This window comes from Streptomyces sp. NPDC090045 (genome assembly GCF_044747975.1).
GTDB lineage: Bacteria > Actinomycetota > Actinomycetes > Streptomycetales > Streptomycetaceae > Streptomyces.
In genome coordinates, this window is sequence record NZ_JBIVFA010000004.1 from 605,894 (window position 1) to 630,826 (window position 24,933).

A 24,933-nucleotide genomic window follows, 5' to 3' on the forward strand; every position below is an offset into this window, starting at 1 on the left:
TCGCCACAGCCTGCGGCTCCGGATCCGGCACCGACGCAGCGGCCGGCGCCTCCACGAGCCGCCCGGTGAACGACACCAGCATCACTGCCGAGCCGGGCGAGCGCTTCACGCTCACCGTCCCGCAGAACGCCTCCACCCGCGAGTACTGGTACCTGGTCGACCCCGCCCCCGACGGCTCCGTGTTGGTCAGCCGCGGCCAGGTCTACGCGTCGGACTCCGGCGACGAAGCGGTGGCCGGTGCCGGCGGTCGGCTCACCTTCACCTTCGAGGCCAAGGGCAAGGGGACCACTCGGTTCACGCTGCTGCACTGCACTTTCACCACCTGCCAGGGCAACACCTCCACCCTGCCACCCGAGACGACCGCGCCCTCCGCCACCCCGACCACGGGGGCGACCACCCCCTCCCAGTCGCCCGAGCGCATCACCTACACCGTCACCGTCAACTGAGCCGCAGCGGACAAGTCCCGGCCTACGACGGCCGATCCGCTGGCCGCGCTCCTGGCCGCGCGCCTGGCCGGGATGGCCGACGGGGTACGCGTCATCACCCTCATTGACTGCTGCGGATCTCGTCGATGCGCTTCGCCAGAGCCGTCGTCTCCGCGATCAGCCGGGCATGCGCCTTCTTCTGCTCCTGGTCACCCCGGGCCCTGAACGCCGCGCTGAAGTGGGGCTGGAGCTGGGTCCACCAGCCGTAGTCCAGCATGGCCCACGCCTGTGGGCAGAGCGGGGCGCGGGTCTTCGGGAGATAGCCGCTGTCGACCAGGGACTGCTGGTACTTCTTCGGGTCGCTGCCCTCCAGGTAGCACAGGAAGTTGAAGGCCCGTTGCTGGGTGACGGGGTGGTCGCTCGACATGCCCTCCAGGGTTGGCACGCCTTCCTTTCGGGCGATCTCGTCGAAGAGGATCGCGGCGGCGAGCGACGGGCCCGGCCCGACCTCGTTGACGGTGTAGAAGGACGCGAAGCCGTCAGCCGCGTCCTCTTCGAGGCCGAGGTTGGCCAGGAGGAGCTGGCGTTGCAGGGCGTGGCCCATCTCGTGGCCGAAGATGAACTCGGTCGACAGCACGGTCAGGTCGTCGGTGTTGTACTCGGACGCGGGGAACGGAGCGGGCCGTTCGACGGTCTTCACGACGTCGGCGAGGGCCTTCTCCACCTCCGTCAGGAACGACGGCGGAATGAAGATCGTCCTGCCGTCGGGCTGGGTGACGGCGTCGGTGACGCCGGGCGGTACGTCGGCGGTGACCTTCACGACCAGGTCGTGCGGGAGGGTCAGTGCTCTGTTCACCCAGTCGGCCGACCGCTCCAGCACACGGGACTTCCGGATCAGTGCCACGGCCTCCCGGTCCTCCGGCTTGACCGTTTGGGTCTCGTAGACGACGGTGACCCTGCCGGAGCGCGCCGCCTGGGGGCGAGGCCCTGCTCCAGGCCCCTGCCCGGCGTCGCGGGCCTCGCCGCTGCACCCGGTCACGACGACCCCGGCGAGGACCAGCACGCCTGACAGGACGATGCGCGCCCGCTTCGGGCAACCGGCTGTGTTCGGCATCCTTGATCGGCTCCCGTCGCGTGTTCCCGTACTGATCCTCCGGCCGTCCGGAGGCGGGCGCCCGTCAAGCCGCCCGTACGGGGGACCGTTCGCCATGCCGCTGACGAAGGCGAGGATCCGAACATGCAGGCCGGCCGCCCGGCGACGGCTTCCAGACGGTCGGCCGTCAGGGCGGTGGATTGCTGTCGGAACGCTGACGACCAGACCCCCAGCCTCCGCGCCGTCGAACCTGGCATGCGCACCAGCTCCCGCCCAGCGACAGCAGGCCGCACCCGGCAAGGGGCAGGGGCGGCGATGATGCCAGGCAGGCAGTGCCGCGTCGGTGGCAGCGTGCCGGCACGGACGGTGCCGGCGCGTACGGTGCCGGCCGCGGCCCCGGGGTGCGACCAGCCGCCCCGAGGTCGTCGACCCGCGGTCCCCACCCATCTCTCCCACCTCTTTCTCTTGTACCCCGGCCGTCTCGCCCTGCTCGTGGTGGCTCCGGTCCCGGTCGGCGGGGACGTAGAGGCCTCTTGCTGCCGCCCGGCGCGGCCACCGCCCGCAGCCGGTACCCGCAGGCCGAGGAGCGGGTGGACACGGTCGCGTCTGACCGTCCCGACCGGGCCCTCGCCCGGATCCAGACCCGTAAGGAGGCGTAGCCCAAGGGGGTGGGCACGGGCCCGTGCTGCTCGCTGCGGGCGGACTACCTCGGGGTGCGCGCCCTCACACGCGCCCCGGCCGGGGTCAGGCCGCGGAGCGGTGCCTGCCCGGCGTGTGGCCGAAGACGTTGCGGAACGCGTCGATGAACGCCCCGGTCGTGGACCAGCCGCACCTATGGGCCACGGCCGTCACCGTCTGCCCCTCCGCCAGCAGGATCAGGGCCTGGTGCAGGCGCAGTTGGGTGCGCCACTGCGAGAAGGGCATGCCCATGTCGGAGGCGAACAGGCGGGTCAGCGTACGCGCGCTCGCCCCCACCTCCCGCCCCAGCGCGTCCAGGGTGCGGGAATCGGCGGGGTCGGCGGTCAGGATCTCGCAGAGCCGGCGCAGCCGCGGCTCGGTCGGCGAGGGCAGGTGCAGGGGTTGCTGCGGTGAGAGGACCAGCCGGTCGAGGAGGACGTCGAGCAGGCGCCGGCGCTCGGGTCCCCGTGATTCCGGTTCCCGCGTGTAGGCCAGGATCAACTCCCGTAGCAGCCCGTCCACGTTGAGGACCGCGGGCCGGTCCGATGCCAGTACGCTGCGCGAGGCCGGGAGGCCGATCAGGTGCAGGTCGATCGCGCCGTGCGCGCGGTGCGCGTGGACCGTGCCGGCCGGCACCCAGATGGCCCGGTTGGCAGGAGCCACCCACGTGCCGAGTCCGGTGGTCACGGTGAGGACGCCCCGGGCCGCGTAGACGATCTGGTGGTCGTCGTGCCGGTGCGGGTCGATGTCCGCTCCGGAGGCCATCCACTGGACCCGGGTCGGGGCGATCGGCTCATGGCGGATTTCACGCATTGATTGGCAGTTTATCGGAAGTGCGACACGAGGTGGGGTTGTGACGATGGCACGGTGCCCACGAATACCTCCCAGAACCTCCGCACCTCCACCCGCCCGCCCCGCAACCGCGCCATCACCCTCCTCGCCGTCGGACACGCCTGCGTCGACGTCTACCAGGGCGCCGTCGCAGCCCTCGTCCCCTTCTTCGTCGCCGAACGGGCCTACACCTACGCCGCCGCCTCCGGCATCGTGCTCGCCGCCTCCCTGCTCTCCTCCGTCGCCCAACCCCTCTTCGGCGCCCTCACCGACCGCAAGCCCCTGCCCTGGCTGCTGCCCGCCAGCACGCTCGTCGGCGGCCTCGGCATCGCGCTCAGCGGCCTCGGCGACTCCTACGCCCTGACCCTGCTCTTCGTGGCGGTCTCGGGCATCGGCGTCGCCGCCTACCACCCCGAATCCGCCCGCATCGCACGCGTGGCTTCCCGGGGCGGCCACACTGCCATGAGCTGGTTCTCCCTCGGCGGCAACCTCGGCTTCGCGTTCTCACCCGCGCTGGTCGCCCTCGTCGTCGGCTTCGGCGGCCTGACCATGTCCCCGCTGCTCCTGCTGCCCGCGCTCGCCGGCAGCGTGCTGTGCCTGCCCGCCCTGCGGATCGTCCAACGCGGACAGGACGCCACCTCCGGCGCCGGCGCCGCGCACCGCACCCAGGCGGCCCTCACCCCCGCCGCCGACCGCCGGTCCTTCCTCCGCCTCACCCTCGGCGTGATCTGCCGCTCCGTGGTCTTCATAGGACTGAGCACCTTCATCTCCTTCCACATGGCCCAGAGCACCGGGTGGGGGCCGACCGCCGGCACCGCGGCCCTCGTGGTCCTCTACCTCGGCGGCGCCGTCGGCACCGTCCTGGGCGGCCGGCTCGCCGAACGATGGGACCGGGTCACGGTCGTCCGCCGCTCCTACCTCCTGACCGTCCTCGCCGTCGCGGGCGTCGTCCTGGTCCCCGGCCCGCTCGGTTACCTCTTCGTCGCCCTCGCTTCCGCCGGCCTGTACGTGCCCTTCTCGCTCCAGGTCACCCTCGCCCAGGACTACCTGCCCCACCGCGTCGGAACGGCCGGCGGCATCACCCTCGGCCTCACCGTCAGCGTCGGCGGCATCGCCGCACCGGCCATCGGACTCCTCGCCGACGCCACCAGCCTGCGTACCGCCCTCATCCCCCTCATAGCGATGCCCGCCCTGAGCTGGCTCGCCTTCCGCGGCCTGCCCGAACCGGCCGCCGCCATCGGCCCGGCCCGCCGCACCATCCCCGTCGCCCCTCCCTCGGAGAAAGCGGAGTCACCATGACCGCGCCCCTGTTGCACCTGAGGGCACCACCACCCGCCCGCAACACCTCACACCCCGCTGGACGGTGATGTCCACCCACCGGGTCGCGGAACGGGCGGTCGACCGGCCGGGCGGGCGAGGCGCCGGCCGGAGCCTCGCCCGCCCATGGGCAGCAGCCTGTGCCCGGCAAGGGGGCGGGACGCGGGAGGTGACGCGGCGTCGGGGCGGGGGAGGACAGCCAGAGGAGCTGTCGGAGTTCGAGCGGATCGTAGCCGTTGGGGGCGGCCGGGCGGCCGGACCGGAAGCGCCCGTCGGCGGCCGCCGCCAAAAGGCCCGACCGCAGGGGCCACTACAGGCCCGACCGCGGGGGCCACTACCTTGCCGGGGCGTTGTCGTTGTCCCCGTGAGGGGCGCGGCCGGCCGGCCGCGGCATTGCTGTCGGGCTGGGAAGGGCGTGGGGGCTTTGGTGATGCCGTCGGGCGGGCGGAGCGTGCTGGTGACGGGGGCGACGGGAGGCTTCGGCCGGGTGATCGTGTTCCGTCTCGCGGGCGCGGGCTGGGACGTGATCGCCGGAGCACGCGACCGGGACAAGGCGCGGGACCTCGTGGCAGATGCCGCCGAGCGGGGCCTGGCGCTGCGCACCGTTCGGTTGGACGTCGCGTGCGAGGCATCCTGCCGCCAGGCGCTGCAGGAGTGCGCCGAGATGGCCGGAGGCGGCGGCCCGTGGGCCCTGGTCAACAACGCCGGCATCCCGCAGGCGGGCGCGGTCGCCGACGTCGACGACGAACAGGCCCGTCGTCTGCTGGAGGTGAATCTGCTGGGTCCGGCACGGCTGTGCCGACTCGTCCTGCCGGCGATGGCCGGCCGCGGCGGCGGCCGGATCGTCAACATCTCCTCCGGCCTGGGCCGGGTCCCCTGGCCGATGGGCGCCTGGTACAGCGCCGGCAAGCACGCCCTCTCGGCCCTCACCCACTGCCTGCGCGTAGAAGCCGCCCACCTGGGCGTCCGCGTCAGCCTGATCGAACCCGGCGCCTTCTCCACCCCCATGCTCGGCCGCGCCCTGAGCGACCTCGACACCCTCCGCGACCCCGCGAACCCCGGCTACGCCACCACCACACGCCTGTTCACCGCCGTGGACCGCCGGGTACCCGGCCCCGAACCGGTGGCTCGCACCGTCGAGACGTGCCTGACGGCCCGCCGGCCACGTCCCCGCTACGTCGTCGGCCGGGAAGCCCGTTTCCTCGTCCCCCTCCACACGATGCTGCCGCTGAGCCTCACCGACCGCATCAAGCACACGGTCACCGGCCTGCCCCGCACCCCCGCGGCGGCAGCCCGGCCACCAGGCCGGCGACCCGGCGAAAGGTCCGGGCCCGTGAAGGAGACGGCGTGAGCACCCACAGCCGCATCGCCCACACCGCAGTCCATCTGCCCACCCGACGCCAGCACGTCACCGAGATCGAACAACGCCTGCACCGCCACAGCCCCGCCCTCAAACTCCCCGCCGGCCTCCTGCAGCGCACCTTTGGCCTGCACCAGCGCACCGTCGCCGATCCCGGCGATCTGCCTTCGGACCTCGCCGCCCGCGCCGCCGCCCGCCTTTTACACACCGCCCGCCTCTCACCGGGCGACATCGACCTGCTGCTGTTCGCCGCGGTCAGCGCCGACGTCCGCGAACCCGCCAACGCCCACATCGTCGCGGCGAAGACGGGCCTGTCCTGCCCGGCTTTCGACATCGGCAATGCCTGCAACGGAGTCATCAATGCCCTCCAGGTCGCCGACGCCCTCATCCGAACCGGTCAGCACCGCCGCGTCCTGATCACCTGCGGGGAAACCCTCACCCGCCTCTCCCGCTGGGAGCTGACCCGAGACCAGCTGCGCACCGGACTCACCTCGCTGACCGGCGCCGACCTGGGGGCGGCCCTGCTGGTGGAGGCCTCGCCCGGCCCGGGCATCACCGGATCGGTGTTCCTGGCCAACTCCGCAGGATGGCCCGCCGCCACCCTGTACGACCCCCACCACGCCCCCGACCACCCCCAGGGCCTCCACATCGACTCCGAGGCCCTGCTGGGCTCCTTCATCGACCTCGACGCCCAGGTGGCCCAGTGGCTCAAGGAACAGCGCGTCGACGTCCGCGAGCTCGACCTCGTCTGCGTCCACCAGCCGTCCGTGCCCTTCGTGGACGCCTTCCGCACCCGCATGGACATCGAACCCGCGCAGATCATCCCCACCTTCCCCCACACCGGCAACGCCGCCGCCGCGACCCTGCCCCTCCAACTCGCCCAGGCAGTGCGCCACCGCCGTCTGACACCGGGCGACACGGTCGCCCTCTTCGGCCTCGCCAGCGGAGCCAGCGCCGCAGTGATGCTCCTGCGCTGGTGACAAGGGGCTCTTGCCTGCGGGCGCGCCTGTCCGGCGCCCAACCGGCGTGACGCGGGGGCCGTTGCGGTTTGCGGTCCGTCCGTCCTCGGGCTCCGGCACAACCCCAGTGGACCTGGCGGCGATGCGGCAGGCCCTGCGCTGTGAACCAAGTCCAGGTCGGCTGCGGTGCCGACGGGATTCGAACCCGCGGACAGATGGGAGCAGGTCCGCCCCGTCTCCGTCAGTCGCCGTGGGAGGAACCTCGCCCACGGCGATCGCAATGGGCCACTCTGCCACGGCACCGCAACCTGCGGGAATGCGCGCTTCCCGCTGCGACCAAGGGTAGAGACACCGTTCTCTGAGGACGAATCCTTATCCGGGAAGCCGGAGGCATCCGGCCGGCCTGTCGGTGGGGATGTGGGGGAGGGCGGTGTGCTGGTGGAGTGGGGCTGGTGGACGATGGAGTTCGGGGATGCGCACGCGAGCGCGCCGACGCGCTCCAGGCAGTGTGTGCGTGCGGATGGCGCGGCCCGGCTCAGTACCCCTGGACTGGGACACGATCGGCGACCAGCCCCTGTACGAAGCGGACGTCGACCTCACCGCAGCGCGCTGCGCGCCGCCGGTGTGCTGGAGCGGATCGCCGCCCGCGTCGGGCGGGAGGCGCCCGGCGCGCTGTGCGACGGCGGCGGGTCCGCCGAGACGGTCGCCACCGGGCTCGGGACCACCCGCTCCAGGGCCCTGGTCCCTCTCCTGGCCGCTGGACGGGTAACAGCACCCGGGCCGACATCGGCTGCTCCGGGCATCGGCGGACAGGGCGTACCGCCCTCGATACGGAATGCCTGGAACCGGCTGACAGAGCCCTCGTCGATCGCCAGAGTATTCGGATGATCGCAACCGTCGTAGCCGTCGTAGGAGCCGTCGTCACCATCGGGTCTCTCGTCATCAGTTACCTGGCTCACCGGCACCAGGTCCAACGTGCTGCAGTCCTCGACCAGCGCGAAGCCCGATTACAGGCCCAGGAAGAACGCCTTGAGGCTCGGGCCCGGGTCGCCGACCGCAGGAACGACCTGACCCAAGCGTCGATGATCGAAACAAACATCACGGTCGTGCCTTCCGGTATTCACGAAGGGTCGGCAACCCCACACCTGAAGATCACAAATCCCAGCAACCAGGCCATCCTCGACCTACGCATCACCTACGCCGGACATCACATCACCGATGCGCCAAAGGGACTCGGCCCTGGTGACCGGCGCTCCGTTCCCCTCCCCGTCACCACGACACCCAGCGACGACCCCACCAGCTTCCTGCTGCAGCTCGTCATCGACTTCACCGACGCATCGGGAAACAGATGGCGAAAGGAAGGGGGCGTCGGCCTTCAGCAGGGCGCATACGGCCGCAACGGCGAGCAACTCTGGCTTCCCCGTGAACCACCCATAGTCGGCCTCATCACCAGTCCGCCCAGCTACGCAGCGCCGCCCGCCCCTGCCCCCGCGCCCGCGCCTGCCGGGCCCCGTCGACGCAGCAAGGCCCCCCTCCTGGCCGCCGTCGTTCTCCTGCTGGCCGTACTCGCAATCACCGTTTGGTGGCTTGCCTGACCATCGCAAGGCTCCGAACCCGTCCTAGGTCTGACTGTGATCCCTTTGGGGACGGGGACGGGGACGGGGACGGGCCACCCGTAAGGTGAAGCTGAGCCTTTCTGGGCAACTCAGGACGGTCTCACGAGCATGCGCAGGAGTCCCGGTTCGCCGTCCAGGGACGACAACGCTTTCCCGAGAACCGCGCCGACCGCACGCCCGTGGTCCGACACACGCATGGCGCAGCCCTGAGTGGATGACGTGGTGAGTAGATCACCAGGGGAGATCGCCCCGTACTGGGGGTCGGCCTTGACGTAGACCGTCCCTGCCAGCGCCAGCGTCACGTGATGTTCGGAGTCGGTCTTGCCGTCCATGACGACTCCGGGGGTGAGGCCGCCGGCGCCCGACACCCCTTTACTGCGAGCCCCCAACTCGTATCAAAGGCACGGCTATTGACAGCAAATGGAATCTTCTGGAATGTCTCCGGCGTATCCCGGTCGTCGGGCCGGGCCGGTGGTCGCGTGCGGTGGTGGAGGCCGCCGACCCGGAGGCGGTGCGTGCCGCGCTGCCGGGCCCGGTGGGCGCGGACCGGCTGACGGAGGCGCTCGGCGTGCCGCTGCCGCGGTGCCGGTTGCGGGTGACGGCGGCTGCGGTCGGTCATTGGGTGCTGCTCAGGAGCCGCTTCGCGCCATCCGGCGTCCGCTGCCGCCGCCCACTGCGCTCGTTGAACGGCGGATCATCCAGTGATGCCCACCTCTCGGCCTCCTCTGCAACAGCCCCGAGAATCCGGTGGACCGTGAAGGAGATCCCTCACGCCAGGGTTGATCGTGCGGTCGCGTGGAACTGCACGTACTCGATCGTCGCGCCGCCAGGGTGTCGCACGGTCAGGTTGCTGCCGGTCGGGACCTCGTTGGGGCCGTCGAGGATCTCCCCGCCATGTTGCTCGGTGATGCGCAGGACCTGGTCGATGGACTCCACGATCGTGGTGGCGTGGGTGCCGCGGTACGGAGCGAGAGCTTCCTCCGAACCTGCCAGAAGCAGATAGCCGCCGACGCTCGCAAGCTCCAGGTCCCGATAGGTGAACCGCAGTCGCGGCCGCTCTCCGGCAAGTTCGACGAAGGTCGGCAGGGCTACGTCCAAGTCGTCGACGTAGACGCGGGCAAGGGTGGCGAGAACTGGCACGGCCATCTCCTAGATCATTTCAACTTTCCCGAAACATCGAAGTGATCTGCATACTACGCATGTCACGCGGGCGAAGACGAGGAGGATCAGTGGGAGGACAGCTCGGCGTTGAGGAGTTGGACCTGGCTGTTGTGCTGCATGCCTTGGGCGATCCGGTGCGGTTGTCACTGGTCCGCCGGATGGCCGACGGCGGCGAGAGCGCGTGCAGCCCCGACGGCGTCGACGTGCCCCGATCGACGCTGTCCAATCATTGGCGGATCCTGCGCGAAGCCGGAATCACCCAGACCCGCAGGGCGGGAAAGGCTCGTCTGATGACCCTGCGTCGCGCCGAGCTCGACGCCCGCTTCCCGGGACTCCTCGCCGCGGTGCTGGCCGAAGACAACCAATGAACCTGCTGCGCCGGAATCTCGGCGCCTTCATGCCCGGCTGACTCCGGTCTGGCGGTTGCCCACCTCGGCAGTGCTGCGGGCCTCGGGGCGCCTCGACGGGGCAGCGGGACGGGTCGCACACGGTCCGCCGGGCTCAGGAGACGAGGCCGTGCTCCCAGGCCCAAGCCGCGATCTCCACACGGTTGCGGGCCGGGAGCCTCTCCTGGATCCGGCTCAGGTGACTCTTGATCGTACTGACCGCCAGGGTCAGTTCGGTGGCGATCTCGTTGTTGGTGCGCCCGCGTGCGACCAGGGTGGCGACCTTCAGCTCCTGCGGTGTGAGGCGCTGGAGCTGCTCCGTGTTCCGCTGAGCCGGGAGCCTGTTGAGGTGCTTCAGCAGCCGCACCGTGGTGGACGGTGAGATGAGCGACTCTCCCTGGGCCGCCGCGTGTACCGCTTCCAGGAGCAGCCGCGAGCCCGAGTTCTTGACGATGAAGCCGTTGGCCCCGGCACGCAGCGCCTGGTAGGCGTATTCGTCCAGGTCGAACGTCGTGACGATGACGATCTTCGTGCCGGACGCCGCGGCATGAGGGCCGGTCCGCAGCAGTCTCGTCGCCTCGAGGCCGTCGAGACCCGGCATCCGGATGTCCATGAGGCATACATCGGGGGTAAGCCGCCGCACGGCCTCGACGGCTTCGACACCGTTGGACGCCTCGCCGACCACGGATATGCCTTCGTGGCTTTCCAGGATCAGCCGGAATCCGGTCCGTACCATCTCCTGGTCGTCGGCGATCACGACGGTGACAGTCACGCGCGGGTGCTCCTCGAAGTCGAAGTCGGGTCGGTCGGGGTCGGGGTCTGGGTCGGGGTTGGGTCCCGGCGACGCCTCGCTGCCGGGCTCAAGGTTGGCACAGCTGTGTGCGGCGGGTGACGGCGACCGCCGGCGGCTATTTCAGGGGTATCGCGGCGGCCAGCTCCCAGCCGCCCTCGGGCATGGGGCCGCAGTTGAGCTCGCCACCCAGTTCGGTGAGCCGTTCGGTCAGCCCGATCAGGCCGAAGCCACTGGGGCGGAACCGGGGGCGTGCGCGTTGGCCGCCGCTCGCGTTGTCCCGTACCCGTATGACGACGCGATCCCCTTCGCTCTCCAGCAGGACGTGCACGGAGGTGGCGCCACGGGCGTGCTTGCGGACATTGGTCAGCCCTTCCTGCACCAGTCTCTCGACCGACTTGGCCAGTTGCGGAGACCAGGCGGTGCTGTCGACCTCCTCGGAGACGGTCAGCCAGGTGTGCTGTTGCGGTGTGTCGGCACGGCGTACCAGATCGCCGACCCTGGTCAGGGCCGGAGTGGTCGGGGCGGCCTGCTCGCGGGCGTCGGGGTCGCGCAGCAGCCGCACCATACGGCTCATGGCCACGAGCCCGTCCTGACCGGCCCGCTCGATGTCGGAGAACAGCCGCCGGGCGGTGGCGGCATCACGCTCCGCGATGTGTTCGCCCGCCTGGGCCTGCACGATGATGGCCGTGACGTGATGGGCGACATGGTCGTGCAGGTCGCGCGCCAGCTCCAGTCGTTCGGCCTGCCGCACCTGCTCGGCTGTCGAGCGCCGGCGACGGTCCTCGGCGCGCAGATAAACGCCCAGCACGGCGAAGGCTGCCGGCAGCAAGGTGAAGAACCCGTCCAGTGGGCTGAGCAGCGGCACGTCCGAGAGCCCGGGTGCCCGCTGGCCGAGCCGCGCCGTCGCGGCGAACAGTGCGGCCCCGGAAAGCACCAGCGGCAGTCCACGGGAGTAGCGGCAGGTCACGCACACCAGAAGCAGCAGTCCCGCCAGCTCGGCCCAGCCAGGGGTCCGCTGCAGTACGGACTCCTGCACCATCGAGGTCACCAGCAGTGAGAGGACGGACGCGCCTGCAGCCAGGACGCAGGCCGTCCAGTGTCGGCCGGTACGAAGGGCACGCGACGTGGCGACCACCGTGCAGCATACGAGTGCCTCACAGGCCAGGACGGCGAGTCCGAGCCTGGTCCTGCTGACCACACCTGCGTCGACCACCGTGAGCAGGGCGGCGAGGAGGCCGGCGGCGAGCTTGGGAGAAGTGAGGGCGGTCGGGAGCGGGGGCGGCATGGCGAAGAGGATAGACGCCGCTGGTCAGAGGGACGAAGGCGGGAAGAGGAGTGCGTACTTTCGGTGGAGGCCCCCGGTCCGAATGCCTTCTTTTGACCGTTGGGAGGGCCAGCCCCGACCGCTCAGAATGGTCGGCGCAAGCGCACACAGAACGTCTGGAGCCCCCGTGAATTCCGCTGTTTCCCGTTTCCCCCTCCTGCACCGCGTGGCCCGTCCCGCGCTGCTGGCGACCGGCGCGACGCTGCTCGCCGCCACGACGCTCACCGGTTGCGGCCTGTTCGGCGAGAACTGGGACGTGAAGTTCGAGGTGACGGGGACGGGGCAGGCCGAAATCGGCTACAGCTTCTCCGGGGGGAACGACCAGACGAAGGCCACGAGGGAGTCGTTGCCGTGGACGGTCTCGCAGAACGTCGGCTTCGGCTTCAACAACGTCACCGTCCTCCACGCGCCGCCCGGCACCGCCTGCCGCGTCTACGTCGACGGCGCGCTCCGGGAGAGCCAGGACGCTTCGGACTCCGAGGGCACCGTTTCCTGCTTCGTCAACCTGCAGGAGAAGTGACCCGTGGCGGCGACGGCGGCAAGGGCCATGAACTCGGGACCGGGCCTTCAGCCGAGCAGCAGAGGATCACGCAAGCCCGACGTCACGCCAGAGACCACGAACAGCTCGTCCAGCACGGCGAAGCCCTGAACACCTGGGCTGCCATCACCCTGATGACCCGCCGGTCTCCCGGACGAGGCGCACAACACCTCGTGCCCGGCACGACGTCCTCACTCCAAGCCACCCGCACAAGACGCCACCGGCCAGAGGAAACAGGGGGAGGACGACAGCCAGGGTGGCAGTCGTGAAATCGGGGTCCAAAGGGACATACGAGCCCCACGGCGTCCGAGCCACGGCGAGCGTCTCTCCGGGCTTGTGATCAGTCACCACGGACACTACGACAACACCCCCGGTGCGCTCACTCGCCAGGCGCCCTGCACACTCGACATGGCCCCCCGCGCCCGCCGCCACCCGGGTTGACCATGCTCGAGCTGCCTCAGCCACGGGTCGTCACAATCCTGTGCCCGCGGCACAAGCACGTCAACGAGCATCCAAGCCAAGCGATCTCGTCCACCTATCTGCCATGGACGGCTCGGACGCAGGCACTTACCCTGCCGTTAGACCTCGACCTCGACTTCGACGCGAGATGAGTCGGACGAGTGTCTCTGTGGGCCAGCAGAGCCAAGCGAGAAGTGGGCTCACCACGACGAACCAGTGGACACTGATTCGGTCCTGCTCCTTGTCCAGAATCAGCGGGGCCTCATCCCGGTAGGTGTAGCGGAGGTATCGGCGGCGGACCGGCGCTCCGGCTATCAACAGCACGGGCGAGATGACGAGGATGACCACCGGGACCAGGGCTCTCACGGCGGCGAGCTTCGCCTTCTCCTCGTATCGCATGTCCTCAGTGTGCTGATCCCCGATACCGCTTGTCAGCCTGCTCTGCGAGGTACGGTGCCGACGCTGTGGTGTGCGGGTCGGGCGTATGCCGTGCCGGCGGCGAGGACTCGTCTACGTGTGGAACAAGCGGTGCTCAGCGAGGACACACGCCCGTCCGCTGACTACGGGGACCTGGCCAAGGCTCGGCAATGGCTGGAGACCTGGACACACCTGCGGGTTGAATTCACCAGGACGCAGGTCTGCCCGAGGGACCGTCAGGCGATGTCCGCGCCTCGTGGTAGACAAAGACCTCCAGCCAGCAATGTCACGGGGGAAAGCTGATGTCCGAGGAGCTCGTGTTCGATCACGAACAGGTACGCACACACGGATTCGACCTGTACGAGGGGACCGCCCTCGACGTGCGTGCGGTGGTCGCGGGAATGCCGCAGGACGTCAAGGACGGATTCCGTGTCCACGAAGTACCCTTCAGCCGCTTCAGACACGCCCACGGCGGCCCGGGTGACGACGTGCCCGAACTGCTGACCCGGCTGCGTTCCGCAGACGCCGACGTGTCCGGACCGGCACTGGAGCAGCTCTGGGACAGCCTGGTCCACCAGGGCACGGTCGGCTCCGTTGCCCCGCTGACCGTACCGTTCCTCCTACGCGTCGCCGCCGATCCGGCGGCGCACCACCGGGCGAGCACGATCCGGCTCGCCAACGTGGTGGCAAGGCAGCAGCACTGGGGATTCGGCACTCGCGACACCTTCCTCCAAGTGGTCACGCAAGGCTGGTCGTGCGACTGCAGCGGCTACGCCATGAACTGGTCCATCGAGGCGTCACGTAACGCCATCACAGCCGACGTCGACCTGCTCCTTCCACACCTCCACAACCCGGACCCCGACGTCCGCACCTCCGCCTGCTACGCCCTGGCCACCACCTCGGGCAGAGCCACCTGCGTCACCGAAGCCCTCCGCACCCGGCTGGCCACCGAGCAGGATCCCACGGTGCGCGCCAGCCTCCTCCTGGCCGTAGCCGAACTCACCGTCGAGAACGCCGACCTCCACGTCGCCACATGGGCTCGTGCCCTCTGGAGCGAACCCGCACAACCCGTAGAAGTCCGCATGTCCGCCGCGCTCGCCTGGCTCTGCCTCGTGGACGATCCTGTCCCGGACGAGCTGCGCACGATGGTCGACGCCCTCCTCACTGATGACCTGGTCGACTTTTTCGACAGGGTGCCTTGGATCGCGCACGTCGACGAGAAGGGCCTCGTCCGCACTCTCGACCAGATGCTCAACAATGCGAAACCGGGCGTCATCGATCCCTGGGACGAGGAACCCTGGCCTGACGCCTGATGCAGTCAGTGACCTTCAGCGCACAAAGAATCCTGGTCAAGGGCATGTCGACGCGGCACCGCGCCGGGTACAGAGCGTGCACCAAGATCAGAAGACCGGACACCGCCGAAGCGGTCATCGACGCCGTCACCGGCACCCTGACCCGAGCTTCCCGTCATCGGCGGCCGCGACCAGGACGCCCCGCTACGCGGTAAGCAAGGCTGCAGAGGACTCGAACGCGCTGCAGCCCAGGCCGGTCACCTGGCCGAGGCCGCAGCGCGTCCGCCGCGAGGTGCGCTCGACCCACATCGAACGGCCACCTCCGAAGGTGCTACTGCGCCCAGTCGATTCCGAGTTGGGTGAGTACGGCGAGCTGCGCCTGGTCGAGCCGGTCGCGGCGCTGGCGTGCGCTTGCGAGCCACAGCCCCCGACGCGCTGGATGTCCCCGCCGGGCATCTCCTGCACATCCGCCCGCCCAGGCAGGGTGCCCTCCCGCACGATGTACTGCGCGAGGGCCTCCAACCCCTTCCGGAACGCCTCTCTGCCCGCGCGCGGCAGGCGCCGCGGCCGTCTTCGCCACCGTCTTGCGGGCCCGTAGTGCCTTCCTCACACCGAGTTCGCCGAGCCGGGCCCACTGTTCCTCGTTCAGCTGCTCCCAAGTGCGTCGTTGGGTGGCGACCCACCGCCCGACGTCCTCGCCGTGCCGGGCCACGCCCGCGACGATCGCGGTCAGACGGGCCCCCCTCGGCCAGGAGCCGGGCGAGGTAGGCGTGGTGGCACTGCCAGCCGCCGGTCCACCCCAGCGTCCGCGGGTTCCAGCCAGGATCGATCACGGCCAGGACGGCGGCCCGCCGCTGCGCCCGGTCAGAGTCTTTGCCGACCTGCCTACCCGCCGGGCCGGCCCACGTTCGTCACCCACTGCCCCACCGCCAGGTCCAGCGTGGTGACATGCCGCGAGGCGGCCAGCGTTGTTGGCGTCGCGTCCGCGACGGCCGGCCCGCCTGTCGCCCTGACACCCACCTTTTTGTGGGTACTTGGCAGCTGAAGCTGTTCGCGCGAGGGTAGGGGAGTCGGGCGGGCCGCCTGTCAGGGAAGGAGAGAACGGCAGCTCAGGACACGGCCCGGGACTGCGAGCGGGCCAGCCGGTCCAGTCGGCCGTGACCCCATTGCGAGACGGGGCCGAGCGCTTCAGACAGCTCACGTCCGTACGCGGTCAGCGAGTACTCGGTCTTCGGCGGCCGGACCTCGTACACCTCCCGGTGCACGAGCTCGTCCTCCTCCATCTCCCGCAGCGCCTGCGTCAGCACCTTCTCGCTCAGCCCCGGCAGCCGACGACGCAGCTCGCCCGGGCGCAGCGGACCGGACTCAAGCAGCCACAGCAGGGCCGTCTTCCACTTGCCGTCGATCACGGCGATCGCGGCGGTCACCCCGCACACGTTCGGGTCCTGTGCCCGGCCACGCGTCATCCCCCGACCTCTCTCTTCCGTCGTATACGCCTACTTCCAAGGAGCACCGTCATGCCTGCACAACATTCCCCGTCCTGCGACGTGACCGTAATCGGCCTGGGACCGATGGGGCGGGCGCTGGCCGGCGCCCTTCTCTCCGCAGGCTTGCGGACCACGGTATGGAACCGGACCCACGGCCGGGACCGGGAACTCGTCGAACGCGGAGCGACCGGGGCACGAACCCCCGAGGAAGCCGTGGCCGCAAGCCCCGTGACCGTCGTCTGCGTCGTGAACTACGACGCGGCCGACTCCGTCCTGCGACAGGCGGCCGTCACCGACGCCCTCAAGAACCGTGCCGTCGTCAACCTCACCGCCGACACCCCGGCCCGCGCCCGGGACACCGCCGACTGGGCCGCCCGCAACGGCATCCGCTACGTCGACGGGGCGATCATGACCCCGACCGCCACGATCGGCGGCCCCGACGCCGTCTTCCTGCACAGCGGGCCGGCGGACCTGCACCGCGAGCTCCGCCCGGTCCTCGACGCCCTCGGCGGCACCCACCACCACCTCGGCGAGGATATCGGCCGGGCCGCCGCCTACGACATCGCCCTGCTGGACGTGTTCTGGACCGCCATGTCGGGGTACGCGCACGCCCTCGCGGTGGCCCGCGCCGAGGGCATCAGCGCCCGGGAGCTCGCCCCGTTCGCCCAGGGCATCGGCGCGATCCTGCCCGGGATCTTCGCGGAAACCGCCGAGGACGTGGACAGCGGCGGCTACTCGGGCGAGGGCAACCCCATCACCTCGGCCGTCTCCTCCATGGCACACATCGTGGCGGCTTCGGAGGCGCACGGGATCGATGCCTCCGTCCTTCGCGCGGCAGAAGGACAGGCCCGCCGCGCCATCGGCCTCGGCCACGGCACGGACGGCTTCATCCGCGTCACCGAACTCCTCGGCCGTACCTCCGAAGCGCGTTGACGCGCCGCCGCGCGGAGGGTTGTGTCGAAGCGGACTGCTGGTCGAGCCGGCGATGCGGTGGCAGATGGCAGATGCCGCGTTCGCGGAGCCATCGGCGCAGGTGGACGTGGTCGTAGCCCTGGGCCGGCGTGCCGCGCCGTTTTGCAGGCCGTCGCCGACATGGCACACGACGGGAACGGATCGGTGGGATCCCGCGCACGAGCGGCTCCAGGCCGAGGCTGTCATGCATGGCGGCGGCCGAGAAACCCAGCGAAAGGGACAGTCCGTTCCGGTCGGTCGGATTCGGTCTGGTCAGTAGCCCCCCTGTGCCGCCCGCAGGCTCACCGAGTTGATCGCACACCGCACCAATCCAGCTCTCCGCAGGCGTCCAGTTCGTCGAGAATCACGCGGTGGAGCTTGGCCCAAACACGGGCATCGGTTCCGTGGGTGAATCGGCGTTGGGCGGCCTGCCAGGACGCTCCGAGCCACGACAACGAGGACTACCGGCCCGACCTGGTCCAGAACTGACGCGGCGCGAAGCCCTCGCGCCGCAACCAGTGCTCGGTATAGACGATCCGCTCGGCCTCGACCACGACGAGAGGCCCGGACGGAGGTTCGTCGAGAGAACGCGACCGCTCGACATGGTCGGACTGCCAGCGGAAAGCCGGCCAGTAGTGCTCGAAATCGGGATTGTCCTCCGACAGCACGCGAGCCCGACCGAAGATCTGAGCCCCTCGGCTGCTGGCCTGCCCGACCAGCGGAGCGAAGATGCCCACCGACACCCGGGGGTCGGCAGCGAGGTTCCTCATCTTCGGTGATGCCGGAGCCGTACTGAACATCACCGCGAAGTCGAGGTGAAAGTACCGCACCGGCGTTGCGAGCGGCCCCTCCGGCCCAGCCGTCGCGATCACGCACATGTTCTGCGACGAGAGCAGGTTGAGTATTCGTTCTTCCAGACGCTCCCGATCGAGGCGCTTTTTGGGGGACGGGCCAGCCAGCCACGGGTTGGTCACAGACATGATCGATTGTCCCACGCCTCACAGCCCATGGATCTCCGGAGCCGGAGCCGGAGCAGCCAGGCCGTCGGCGGTGCCGTCAAAACTCTGTTCTGGCACAGATCTTGGGGAGTCGTCGCGGAGCGTTACCTCGTTGTTCGGTTGCGAGGAGTCGGGTTCGCGTGCGACCGCGTACGCCTTGTACTCCGACGATGAGGGATGATGCTCCATCAGGTGTCTGCCTGCTGCTGCTGCTGCTGCGGTCGGTTGTGGACGGTGATGGTGCTGGTCATGCTGACCGATGCACCGTTCTGGGACTCGCTGGTGTTCGAGGGGATCGGCGAAGTGGATGTCGAGGCGGTTATGGCCGCGTTCGGCACGGTCGAGGTGGCGGCGAGAGGCCGCGCGACCGGGGCTGCATGTCCGGACTGCGGCCGCTTCTCGGACCGAATCCACGATCGATACCAGCGCAGGCTGAAGGACCTGCCGCTCGCCCAACAGGGCTTTGTGATTCGGCTGACGGCCCGGCGCTTCATCTGTGGAGCGGCGGACTGCCTGCGCCGGACGTTTGCCGAGCCGTTCTCCCGGCTGGCCGCCCCGCACGCACGGTTCACCACTCGGCTCAACCACGCCCTGGAGCGAGTAGGGCTCGCGCTGGCCGGGCGGGCCGGCGTTTGGCTGGCTGCCCAGCTGGGCTTCGGCGCGGGACAGGTGACCTTGTTGCGCAGGGTCATGGCGCTGCCCGATCCGCGGGTCAGCACGCCGCGGGTGCTGGGCGTGGACGACTTCGCGATCCGTCGCGGCCAGACCTACTCCACCGTCCTGACCAGCGTCGAAGACAATCGCGTGGTCGACGTGCTCCCGACATGTGAAGCCGGGCCGCTGGCCGCCTGGCTGACCCACCACCCCGGCGTGGAGATCATCTGCCGGGAACCGGCCGGTGCCTACGCCGAGGGCGCACGGCGCGGTGCCCCCGACGCTCGGCAGATCGCTGACCGGTTCCATCTGTGGCAGGGCCTCGGCCGGGCCGTGGAGATCTGCGTTGCCGCCCACCGCGACTGCCTGCGCAATCCTTCGCCCAGCGGCATGCTGCCGGAGACCACCCGACCAGCTTCCGGCCGGCCGCAGGACGACCAGGTGCCCGTCGGCCGGCGGGCCGAGCGCAAGAAGGCCGCGCACGCTCTGGTCCACGAGCTCCTTGCCCAAGGTCCCTCAGCCGGGCGATCGCCCGGCACCTGAGCTGGGGCCTCAACACCGTGCTCCGATACGCGAACGCCGCACGCTGGCAGGACACCATTCGTGAGAACCGGGCCCGGCCCAGCAGACTGGACCCCTACAAGCCCTACCTGGAGCGGCGATTCGCCGAGGGATGCACCAGCGTCACCCACCTCCACAGCGATCTCGTTGCCAACAACGCGCCCGTTACTTACCAGATGGTCCGTAGCCACCTCGCCACCCTCCGCGGGGCTCCGGCCGACGCACCGTCCCGGCCTCCGACCGTGCGGCAGGTGACCGGCTGGCTCACCCGGCACCCCGCGACCCTGGCCGACGAAGACCGGGCTGGCCTGAAGGAGGTCCTGGCCCGCTGCCCCGAACTGGACACTGCCGCCGGACACGTTCGCGACTTCGACGAGATACTCACCGATCGCCTCGGCTCCACCCTCCCCGCCTGGATCGACGCAGTCGACGCCAGCCAGCTACCCGGCCTCAGCGGCTTCGCACTCCACCTGCTCCGAGACCTCGACGCCGTGACAGCCGGGCTCACTCTCGACTGGAGCTCCGGCAGCATCGAGGACGCCGTCAACCGCATCAAGAAGATCAAGAGACAGCTCTACGGTCGAGCCGGATTCGAACTACTCCGTAAGATGATCCTGCTCCAGTGACACCCCGCAACGACTCCCTAAGATCTGTGCCAGAACCAAGAACTGGCAACGGTCCCGGGGTGCTGACCGCTCCTGAACCCGCCCGCTCTGAAGCCATGATCCACCCCGCTATGACCGACCTGATGGCCCGCCGCCTCACCGGCGAAGCCACCATCTCGTGGTGCGACGCGGTATAGCCGGATGAAACGCAAACTACGGGATGAAACATCGGGAGGAAGCGACCTCTGAGAGTGCTTGCCCCTGCCATTGCTCAAATGAAGTCGGAGGCGTGACCGTGCGCCCAGTGGCGGAAGGTGCGAGCTGGAGTTCCCGTTATCTGGTCGAGTGTGAGGTAGGCATCGTCCTCCGGGGCCCTCGTGTTATCGGGTTCATCTGTGATGCCTTCGATGCCGTCGTAGCTTTCGAACCCGAACAGGAAGTCTGCGTTCGCGGCCGCGAAGCCCCCTTGGGCTCGGTAGAAGTCGCGGGCTTGTTCGGCGGAGACCTCATCGAGCGTGATCTGTTCTCCGATCGCTTCTGCGATCACTGCAACCTGTTCGCGTTTGGTGAGACTTTCCGGTCCAATGATCGTGTCGATCCGTCCGAGGCGGTGTGGGTCGAGCAGGTTGGCCAGGACGACGTCGGCAACGTCGGCCTCATGGACGGGATGCACGATCTGATCAGGAAAGGGCTCCACAGCTCGGCGACTTGCCTTGATCGCTGGTCCCCATATGAGGAGTGAGTTCGTCGCGAACTCACCGGGACGCACGATGCTCCAATCCAGTCCTGAGTCCATGACGGCCTGCTCGACGACGGCGTTGTACGTCGTGTCGTAGCCGGCCGTTACGGCGGCGGAGGAGACCACAACCACGTGCTCGACGCCCGCCTGTTTTGCGCGAGAGACGACCGCCTCAACGGTCTCAGGGACCGCGATCAGGACGAGTTGCGCGGCACCGTCGAATGCGTGCCTCAGTGTGGACGGGTCGTCCAGGTCGCCGAAGACCACGTCCGCACCATCCGGGAGTGAGGCACGTTGCGGGTGTCGCGAGATTCCGCGCACCGTGTGACCGGCATCAAGCAGCCCTGCGACGACCGGTTGGCCGATCGTCCCAGTGGCCCCGGTGACAACAATGGAAGGGGGCTTCATTAAGTGAGACATAGTTTCTCACTATAAGACGTCGACGCATCATGATGCATCCGAGAAGCGGCCGCAGTCCGGACATCCAGAGCCGGTCGCGCGGCCTCTCGCCGCCACCGTCTTCAGCGTCGTTCAACACCAAGTGCCATCGACGGCCCACATGCGAAGCCGGTTGTAGACGCTGCGCCAGTTGCCCGTACTTCTCGGGCAGGTGAATTTACTGCGATCCGGTCTGGAACTTCCAGGCGATCGCGTCGATCACCTCGCGGTGGTCCCGCCACCGGCCCCCCGCTTTGGCGGCCGGTCTGGGAGGAATGGCTCAATCCGCGCCCACTGCACGTCAGTCAACGGCACCACCAGACCAACGATCAGATGGTCTGAAGGAAGCGGGCCTACTATCCTCGCCATGGGCACCGTGATCACGACTGTCAGTCTGGCCTTCGTCGGATACCTGGCGACGTACTTCAATGGGCTGCGACTCGCGCAGCGGCAGGCCCGGCTCGCCCGAGTGAGCCAGCAGTTGAGCGACTTCTACGGCCCGCTCTTCGCGCTCATGGAGGCCAACAGTCGTGCCTATGAGGCGTTTTGCGAGCGGTATGCCCGCCCTGATGGGGTCCACCCCTTCGACCACGACGTTCCCCCCACCGAGGAGGAGCTCGCCGAGTGGCGCATCTGGGCCACGACCGTCTTCCTGCCCAACATCCAGAAGATGCGCGATGTGGTCGTCACGAAGGCCGACCTCCTCATCGAGGAGGAGGTGCCGCCTGTCCTGCTCGTACTGTGCGCCCATGTCGCTGGCTACGAGATCACCGCGGCGCGCTGGGCATCTGGTGAGTTCGGCGAATACAAGTCCGTGATCCAGTTCCCGGGGCCCGAGCTGAAGGAGTACGCCACCACTCGCTTCGCGCGACTCAAGAAGCAGCAGGCTGCCCTTCTTGGTCGGCGGCAGTGAAGCCCGGGGTGGAGCGGGCGCTACATCCCAGAGCAGCGATCCGGTGATCTGAAAGAAACGGCCCAGCCCACTGGTGATGACGAAGAGGCTGGCGCCCGCCACTGCCGAGGTGCCCATCGCGAACTCACACAACTCCCCGACCGCGGAACGCAGACCCTCCTGGATGTTCTGCACTGCGACCGGACCCATCTCCAGGTCTGCGTTGCCACCACTCGTGATCCCTACCCCCAAGGCTCCCAGAGGCGCTACACCAGAAGACTGACAACTCCGGTGACGAGCGTCGACGTTGGGCCAGGTCGGCGGACCGCTGCGGCATCTCCCGGCCAGTGCCTGCAGGCCCCACCGGGCACCTCACCGGAGCCGGGCGGTGGCTCGCTTGGACCGGCGTTAAGTTCTCCTCAGCGTGTTCGAAGCCCGCTGGGGCCTGCCGCTCGACCGCACCGCGCGCCGTAAGCCGGTCACCGGGGACGCGCGCCGCTCGCGCGTCGTCAGGGTCGAGCCCGCACTCATCCAGCTCACCAAACCGACCGCGAACGAGCCGCACAGCCTGGACCGCGCGATCGTCGCCACCAGCGTCAACCCGGAACTCGGCACCGAGGTCCCAGGCACCCTGACGCGCGACTACGGGGACGAGATCGACGGGGTCCGGGTGATCTACTACGTGACCGCGGTGCGGACCATCACGATCGTGGCCTACGTCGAAGCCTGAACACCGAACAGTAGCGCCCCGGACTGCTCGTGTCCGGGGCGCTGCTGACAGCCGGTGCCGGTCTTCTGGACGAACCTCGATGGCCTCGGCCACATCGTCAACCGCTGAACGGCGCGCTGAACGACCGGACGTGCGCCTTGGCCCTTCCCCACCCGCCTGGGCTGCTGCTGAAAGAGGCTCAGCGCACTGCCTTACCCCTCTGCATCGCCCTTTGCATCGCCCTTGTGCGTGCGAGCGTGAGCGCGTCTACGCCTTGGGGCCGCGTTCGCAGGGTTGCCGGATGCATAGAACTGCGACGTTCGCACCGCGGCAGCCGGGGTGCGGAATTGGTGGTGTGCCCGGTCGTTGAAGGGCTGGGTGCATGCCGTCCCGGGCACGCCCTGCCGTTCTCCTCGGCCTGCCCGGGGCGGGCCCAGGGGCCTGACATCTGCGTCCGGCCGCCTTGGGGTCCGACCACTGCCGGGCTGGTGGGAGTGGTGGTGAGGCCAGGTCCGGGCTCCGGCTTCTGGCTCCACCGGCCTGGTCCGTCGGGTCAGGAAGGCCTGCGGATTGGGTTGCCGGGTGATGTGCGGGCGAGCCAGGTCTGTGTCTCGTCTGCGGTCAGGACGCGAGTCAGCTCGGCTGTGCCCGGTAGGTGTGGGAAGAACCGGTCGGCGTTCCAGCTGCGCTGGTAGGCCGGCTCGTCGAGCACGAGCAGGCGGTGTCCCTCCACCACGGGGATGTCGTCGGGCAGCCCCTCGTTCCAGATCCGCTCGCCGTCCGGAGCGAGCAGTTCGAAGGCCCCGGTCGCGATGGCCTGGGTACGTCCCTGGGCCGGCTCGGGGTCCGTGGCCAGGTGGACGCTCTCTGCTGAAGGCCTCGTGCCGGGGACGTAGCCGCCGCCGACGAGGACGTGGGCGAGGAGTGTGTGCAGCTGGAAGTTGTCCCCGATGCCGCCGATGCGTATCTCGAACCCGGTCCCGGTGGGCCTGTGCAGCACGACGAGGGGTTCGTCGTCCAGAACCGCCAGCGCGTAGGCCAGACATTTGAGGTCGTGCCGTTCCAGGGCCGCCAGGTCGCGGCAGGTGGGAAGGACCGCGGATGCGTGCCGACGGCGCACCTCGGCGCTGCGGCACAGCACGGCCAGCGCGGGCGGCTGCCACTCTTCGACCGCGCACCAGGCCAGCGCCAGCCGCGTAGCCTCGTGCACGTCGCCGCCCAGGCGGGCCAGCAGACCGTCGTCAATGATCTTCTCGTCCGGCTCCGGCAGTTCGTCCTTGGCTGCGCCGGTGGCGGTCCAGCGGCGGGCGAACTCGAGGGCGTCGAGCAGGTCCCGGTGGACGCTGTCGAGGATCGGTTCGGCACAGGCCACGGGATCGGCCCCACGCTCGACGCAGAAGCCGGCCGCCATCGCGAGCATCGGTCGCGGACCGGTGGGCGGGAAGGCGGGGAGCAGGGCCGCCAGCTGGGGCCCTGCCAGGACACGTTCAGGGTCCGACGCCGACTGCACACCGTTCATCATGGCGGTGAAGGCACGCTCGGTGCGCTCGCCGTCGCGAGCAGCGACCGCCTCTTGCAGTTCGGACACAGTGGCGGTCAGGCTCGAGGCCTTCCGCTTCCTCTTGAAGATCACCGGCACACCCTAGGCCTGAGGTCTGTCCGGCGTCATCAAGCCAGGACCCTTCAAATCTCTCGGACTGTCATCTGCAGGTGAATCTGGTTCTTATCGGGAGCGATCTTCAGCTCGTGGTAGTCGTGCTTGATCCGTCACTGGCCTCCTGACTCCCTGCTTCGGATTCCCGGCCGCTGTCTTTGCCACCGCTCCCGATGGCGTCGGCGGCCGCTGGCGCCCCTACTCCTTCACCGACGGCGAGAAGGGCGGAGTCGCGGGAACCTGCCCGGGCTGGCCGAAGGCGAGGAACCGAAGTGGCACACGCGGGCGAGGACGGCGGCAAGGACGACAACGGGTCGTTCAACAGGCCTGGGCGCGGCGGGGTCGGAGGCGGAGAACTCCCCGTCAACTGGACGGCCGGAACCGGCGGCAAACCCGGATACCGGGGCATCCCCAGTGAGACCGGCACCGACGGCAAGGCCGTCATCAGCCTGCTCACCGAATCGATCCAGCACCTTTCCCCGTGGGTGCAGGCCTGTTGGTCGGCTCCCGCCTGTTGCCGCTGCCGGTCGGCCCGTGTGCAGCGGTGGTGCACAGCCGGGGCCTGCCGGAACCCGCTCTCGTGGACAAAGACAAGG

26 protein-coding genes, 1 tRNA gene and 1 pseudogene are annotated in these 24,933 nt (G+C 69.4%); 14 read left to right on the top strand and 14 right to left on the bottom strand.

Features of this window, described 5'->3' with window-relative positions:
* Positions 1–65: 65 nt before the first annotated feature.
* On the top strand, positions 66–446 hold the full coding sequence (locus ACIPYQ_RS15000) for a protease inhibitor I42 family protein (protein WP_401250651.1): 381 nt from the start codon (positions 66–68) through the stop codon (positions 444–446).
* A 100-nt stretch (positions 447–546) separates the two neighbouring features.
* Here the strand turns inward: ACIPYQ_RS15000 and ACIPYQ_RS15005 are convergent, their stop codons facing one another.
* Positions 547–1,539 (bottom strand): DUF4344 domain-containing metallopeptidase, encoded by a 993-nt coding sequence (locus ACIPYQ_RS15005; protein WP_401250653.1) that lies wholly within the window; start codon positions 1,537–1,539, stop codon positions 547–549.
* A gap of 512 nt (positions 1,540–2,051) precedes the next feature.
* Between ACIPYQ_RS15005 and ACIPYQ_RS15010 the strand changes: the two genes are divergently transcribed.
* On the top strand, positions 2,052–2,177 hold the full coding sequence (locus ACIPYQ_RS15010) for a hypothetical protein (protein WP_361762815.1): 126 nt from the start codon (positions 2,052–2,054) through the stop codon (positions 2,175–2,177).
* Positions 2,178–2,262: 85 nt separating this feature from the next.
* On the opposite strand, the gene ACIPYQ_RS15015 is transcribed toward ACIPYQ_RS15010, so the two are convergent.
* Positions 2,263–3,009, bottom strand: coding sequence for an AraC family transcriptional regulator (locus ACIPYQ_RS15015; protein ID WP_401250655.1), 747 nt, complete (start codon positions 3,007–3,009; stop codon positions 2,263–2,265).
* 54 nt (positions 3,010–3,063) lie between these two features.
* Between ACIPYQ_RS15015 and ACIPYQ_RS15020 the strand changes: the two genes are divergently transcribed.
* The 3 genes from ACIPYQ_RS15020 (at position 3,064) to ACIPYQ_RS15030 (ending at position 6,684) form a co-directional block, all read left to right on the top strand.
* A complete protein-coding gene (locus tag ACIPYQ_RS15020) occupies positions 3,064–4,326 on the top strand; it encodes an MFS transporter (RefSeq protein WP_401250658.1) in 1,263 nt (420 codons plus the stop codon).
* A 475-nt stretch (positions 4,327–4,801) separates the two neighbouring features.
* Entirely contained in the window at positions 4,802–5,695 is an 894-nt protein-coding gene (locus ACIPYQ_RS15025; RefSeq protein ID WP_401250661.1) for an SDR family NAD(P)-dependent oxidoreductase, read from the top strand.
* Positions 5,692–6,684, top strand: a complete 993-nt coding sequence (locus ACIPYQ_RS15030; RefSeq protein WP_401250663.1) for a 3-oxoacyl-ACP synthase III family protein — start codon at positions 5,692–5,694, stop codon at positions 6,682–6,684. Before ACIPYQ_RS15025 ends, ACIPYQ_RS15030 begins: the two co-directional genes overlap by 4 nt.
* A 163-nt stretch (positions 6,685–6,847) precedes the next feature.
* Here the strand turns inward: ACIPYQ_RS15030 and ACIPYQ_RS15035 are convergent.
* Positions 6,848–6,966 (bottom strand) — tRNA-Arg (locus ACIPYQ_RS15035).
* Positions 6,967–7,547: 581 nt separating this feature from the next.
* On the opposite strand from ACIPYQ_RS15035, the gene ACIPYQ_RS15040 reads away from it, so the two are divergent.
* Positions 7,548–8,258: a hypothetical protein gene (locus ACIPYQ_RS15040; protein ID WP_401250666.1), complete on the top strand. Its 711-nt coding sequence runs from the start codon at positions 7,548–7,550 to the stop codon at positions 8,256–8,258.
* Positions 8,259–8,368: 110 nt separating this feature from the next.
* Here the strand turns inward: ACIPYQ_RS15040 and ACIPYQ_RS15045 are convergent, their stop codons facing one another.
* The 3 genes from ACIPYQ_RS15045 to ACIPYQ_RS15055 form a co-directional block, all read right to left on the bottom strand.
* Entirely contained in the window at positions 8,369–8,611 is a 243-nt protein-coding gene (locus ACIPYQ_RS15045; RefSeq protein WP_401250669.1) for a hypothetical protein, read from the bottom strand.
* Between the two features lie 283 nt (positions 8,612–8,894).
* The gene (locus tag ACIPYQ_RS15050) at positions 8,895–9,044 is read right to left on the bottom strand and encodes a DUF6192 family protein (RefSeq protein WP_401250891.1); all 150 of its coding nucleotides are present in this window, start codon (positions 9,042–9,044) and stop codon (positions 8,895–8,897) included.
* Positions 9,045–9,047: 3 nt separating this feature from the next.
* On the bottom strand, positions 9,048–9,425 hold the full coding sequence (locus ACIPYQ_RS15055; RefSeq protein WP_401250672.1) for a hypothetical protein: 378 nt from the start codon (positions 9,423–9,425) through the stop codon (positions 9,048–9,050).
* An 83-nt stretch (positions 9,426–9,508) separates the two neighbouring features.
* Here ACIPYQ_RS15055 and ACIPYQ_RS15060 point away from each other — a divergent pair, with 83 nt between their 5' ends.
* Positions 9,509–9,808: an ArsR/SmtB family transcription factor gene (locus ACIPYQ_RS15060; protein WP_401250674.1), complete on the top strand. Its 300-nt coding sequence runs from the start codon at positions 9,509–9,511 to the stop codon at positions 9,806–9,808.
* Positions 9,809–9,941: 133 nt separating this feature from the next.
* Here the strand turns inward: ACIPYQ_RS15060 and ACIPYQ_RS15065 are convergent, their stop codons facing one another.
* The gene (locus ACIPYQ_RS15065; RefSeq protein WP_401250677.1) at positions 9,942–10,598 is read right to left on the bottom strand and encodes a response regulator; all 657 of its coding nucleotides are present in this window, start codon (positions 10,596–10,598) and stop codon (positions 9,942–9,944) included.
* Between the two features lie 136 nt (positions 10,599–10,734).
* Positions 10,735–11,904 carry a sensor histidine kinase gene (locus ACIPYQ_RS15070; protein ID WP_401250679.1) on the bottom strand — a complete coding sequence of 390 codons (1,170 nt, stop codon included), beginning with the start codon at positions 11,902–11,904 and terminating at the stop codon, positions 10,735–10,737.
* A 166-nt stretch (positions 11,905–12,070) separates the two neighbouring features.
* Between ACIPYQ_RS15070 and ACIPYQ_RS15075 the strand changes: the two genes are divergently transcribed.
* The gene (locus tag ACIPYQ_RS15075) at positions 12,071–12,463 is read left to right on the top strand and encodes a hypothetical protein (protein WP_401250682.1); all 393 of its coding nucleotides are present in this window, start codon (positions 12,071–12,073) and stop codon (positions 12,461–12,463) included.
* A gap of 585 nt (positions 12,464–13,048) precedes the next feature.
* Here the strand turns inward: ACIPYQ_RS15075 and ACIPYQ_RS15080 are convergent.
* On the bottom strand, positions 13,049–13,339 hold the full coding sequence (locus ACIPYQ_RS15080) for a hypothetical protein (RefSeq protein ID WP_401250685.1): 291 nt from the start codon (positions 13,337–13,339) through the stop codon (positions 13,049–13,051).
* A 320-nt stretch (positions 13,340–13,659) separates the two neighbouring features.
* On the opposite strand from ACIPYQ_RS15080, the gene ACIPYQ_RS15085 reads away from it, so the two are divergent.
* A complete protein-coding gene (locus tag ACIPYQ_RS15085) occupies positions 13,660–14,670 on the top strand; it encodes a hypothetical protein (protein ID WP_401250688.1) in 1,011 nt (336 codons plus the stop codon).
* A gap of 1,088 nt (positions 14,671–15,758) precedes the next feature.
* Here ACIPYQ_RS15085 and ACIPYQ_RS15090 read toward each other — a convergent pair.
* Complete coding sequence (locus ACIPYQ_RS15090) at positions 15,759–16,115, bottom strand: helix-turn-helix domain-containing protein (RefSeq protein ID WP_362236992.1); 357 nt, start codon at positions 16,113–16,115, stop codon at positions 15,759–15,761.
* Positions 16,116–16,166: 51 nt separating this feature from the next.
* On the opposite strand from ACIPYQ_RS15090, the gene ACIPYQ_RS15095 reads away from it, so the two are divergent.
* On the top strand, positions 16,167–17,069 hold the full coding sequence (locus tag ACIPYQ_RS15095; RefSeq protein WP_401250690.1) for an NAD(P)-dependent oxidoreductase: 903 nt from the start codon (positions 16,167–16,169) through the stop codon (positions 17,067–17,069).
* Positions 17,070–17,109: 40 nt separating this feature from the next.
* On the opposite strand, the pseudogene ACIPYQ_RS15100 reads toward ACIPYQ_RS15095, so the two are convergent.
* Positions 17,110–17,530 (bottom strand): annotated as a pseudogene (locus tag ACIPYQ_RS15100) (IS5/IS1182 family transposase); the annotation flags it as partial.
* Between the two features lie 18 nt (positions 17,531–17,548).
* On the bottom strand, positions 17,549–18,067 hold the full coding sequence (locus tag ACIPYQ_RS15105) for a pyridoxamine 5'-phosphate oxidase family protein (RefSeq protein ID WP_401250894.1): 519 nt from the start codon (positions 18,065–18,067) through the stop codon (positions 17,549–17,551).
* 267 nt (positions 18,068–18,334) lie between these two features.
* Here ACIPYQ_RS15105 and ACIPYQ_RS15110 point away from each other — a divergent pair, with 267 nt between their 5' ends.
* Both ACIPYQ_RS15110 and ACIPYQ_RS15115 read left to right on the top strand, forming a co-directional pair.
* Positions 18,335–19,282 carry an ISL3 family transposase gene (locus tag ACIPYQ_RS15110; RefSeq protein WP_401250693.1) on the top strand — a complete coding sequence of 316 codons (948 nt, stop codon included), beginning with the start codon at positions 18,335–18,337 and terminating at the stop codon, positions 19,280–19,282.
* A 17-nt stretch (positions 19,283–19,299) separates the two neighbouring features.
* Complete coding sequence (locus ACIPYQ_RS15115; protein WP_401250696.1) at positions 19,300–19,926, top strand: transposase; 627 nt, start codon at positions 19,300–19,302, stop codon at positions 19,924–19,926.
* A gap of 250 nt (positions 19,927–20,176) precedes the next feature.
* Here the strand turns inward: ACIPYQ_RS15115 and ACIPYQ_RS15120 are convergent, their stop codons facing one another.
* Positions 20,177–21,064 carry an SDR family oxidoreductase gene (locus tag ACIPYQ_RS15120; protein WP_401250699.1) on the bottom strand — a complete coding sequence of 296 codons (888 nt, stop codon included), beginning with the start codon at positions 21,062–21,064 and terminating at the stop codon, positions 20,177–20,179.
* Between the two features lie 385 nt (positions 21,065–21,449).
* Between ACIPYQ_RS15120 and ACIPYQ_RS15125 the strand changes: the two genes are divergently transcribed.
* On the top strand, positions 21,450–21,995 hold the full coding sequence (locus ACIPYQ_RS15125; protein WP_401250702.1) for a hypothetical protein: 546 nt from the start codon (positions 21,450–21,452) through the stop codon (positions 21,993–21,995).
* Positions 21,996–22,398: 403 nt separating this feature from the next.
* Positions 22,399–22,704 (top strand): hypothetical protein, encoded by a 306-nt coding sequence (locus ACIPYQ_RS15130; RefSeq protein ID WP_401250705.1) that lies wholly within the window; start codon positions 22,399–22,401, stop codon positions 22,702–22,704.
* A 532-nt stretch (positions 22,705–23,236) separates the two neighbouring features.
* Here ACIPYQ_RS15130 and ACIPYQ_RS15135 read toward each other — a convergent pair.
* A complete protein-coding gene (locus ACIPYQ_RS15135; RefSeq protein ID WP_401250708.1) occupies positions 23,237–24,316 on the bottom strand; it encodes a hypothetical protein in 1,080 nt (359 codons plus the stop codon).
* Positions 24,317–24,933 lie beyond the last annotated feature (617 nt).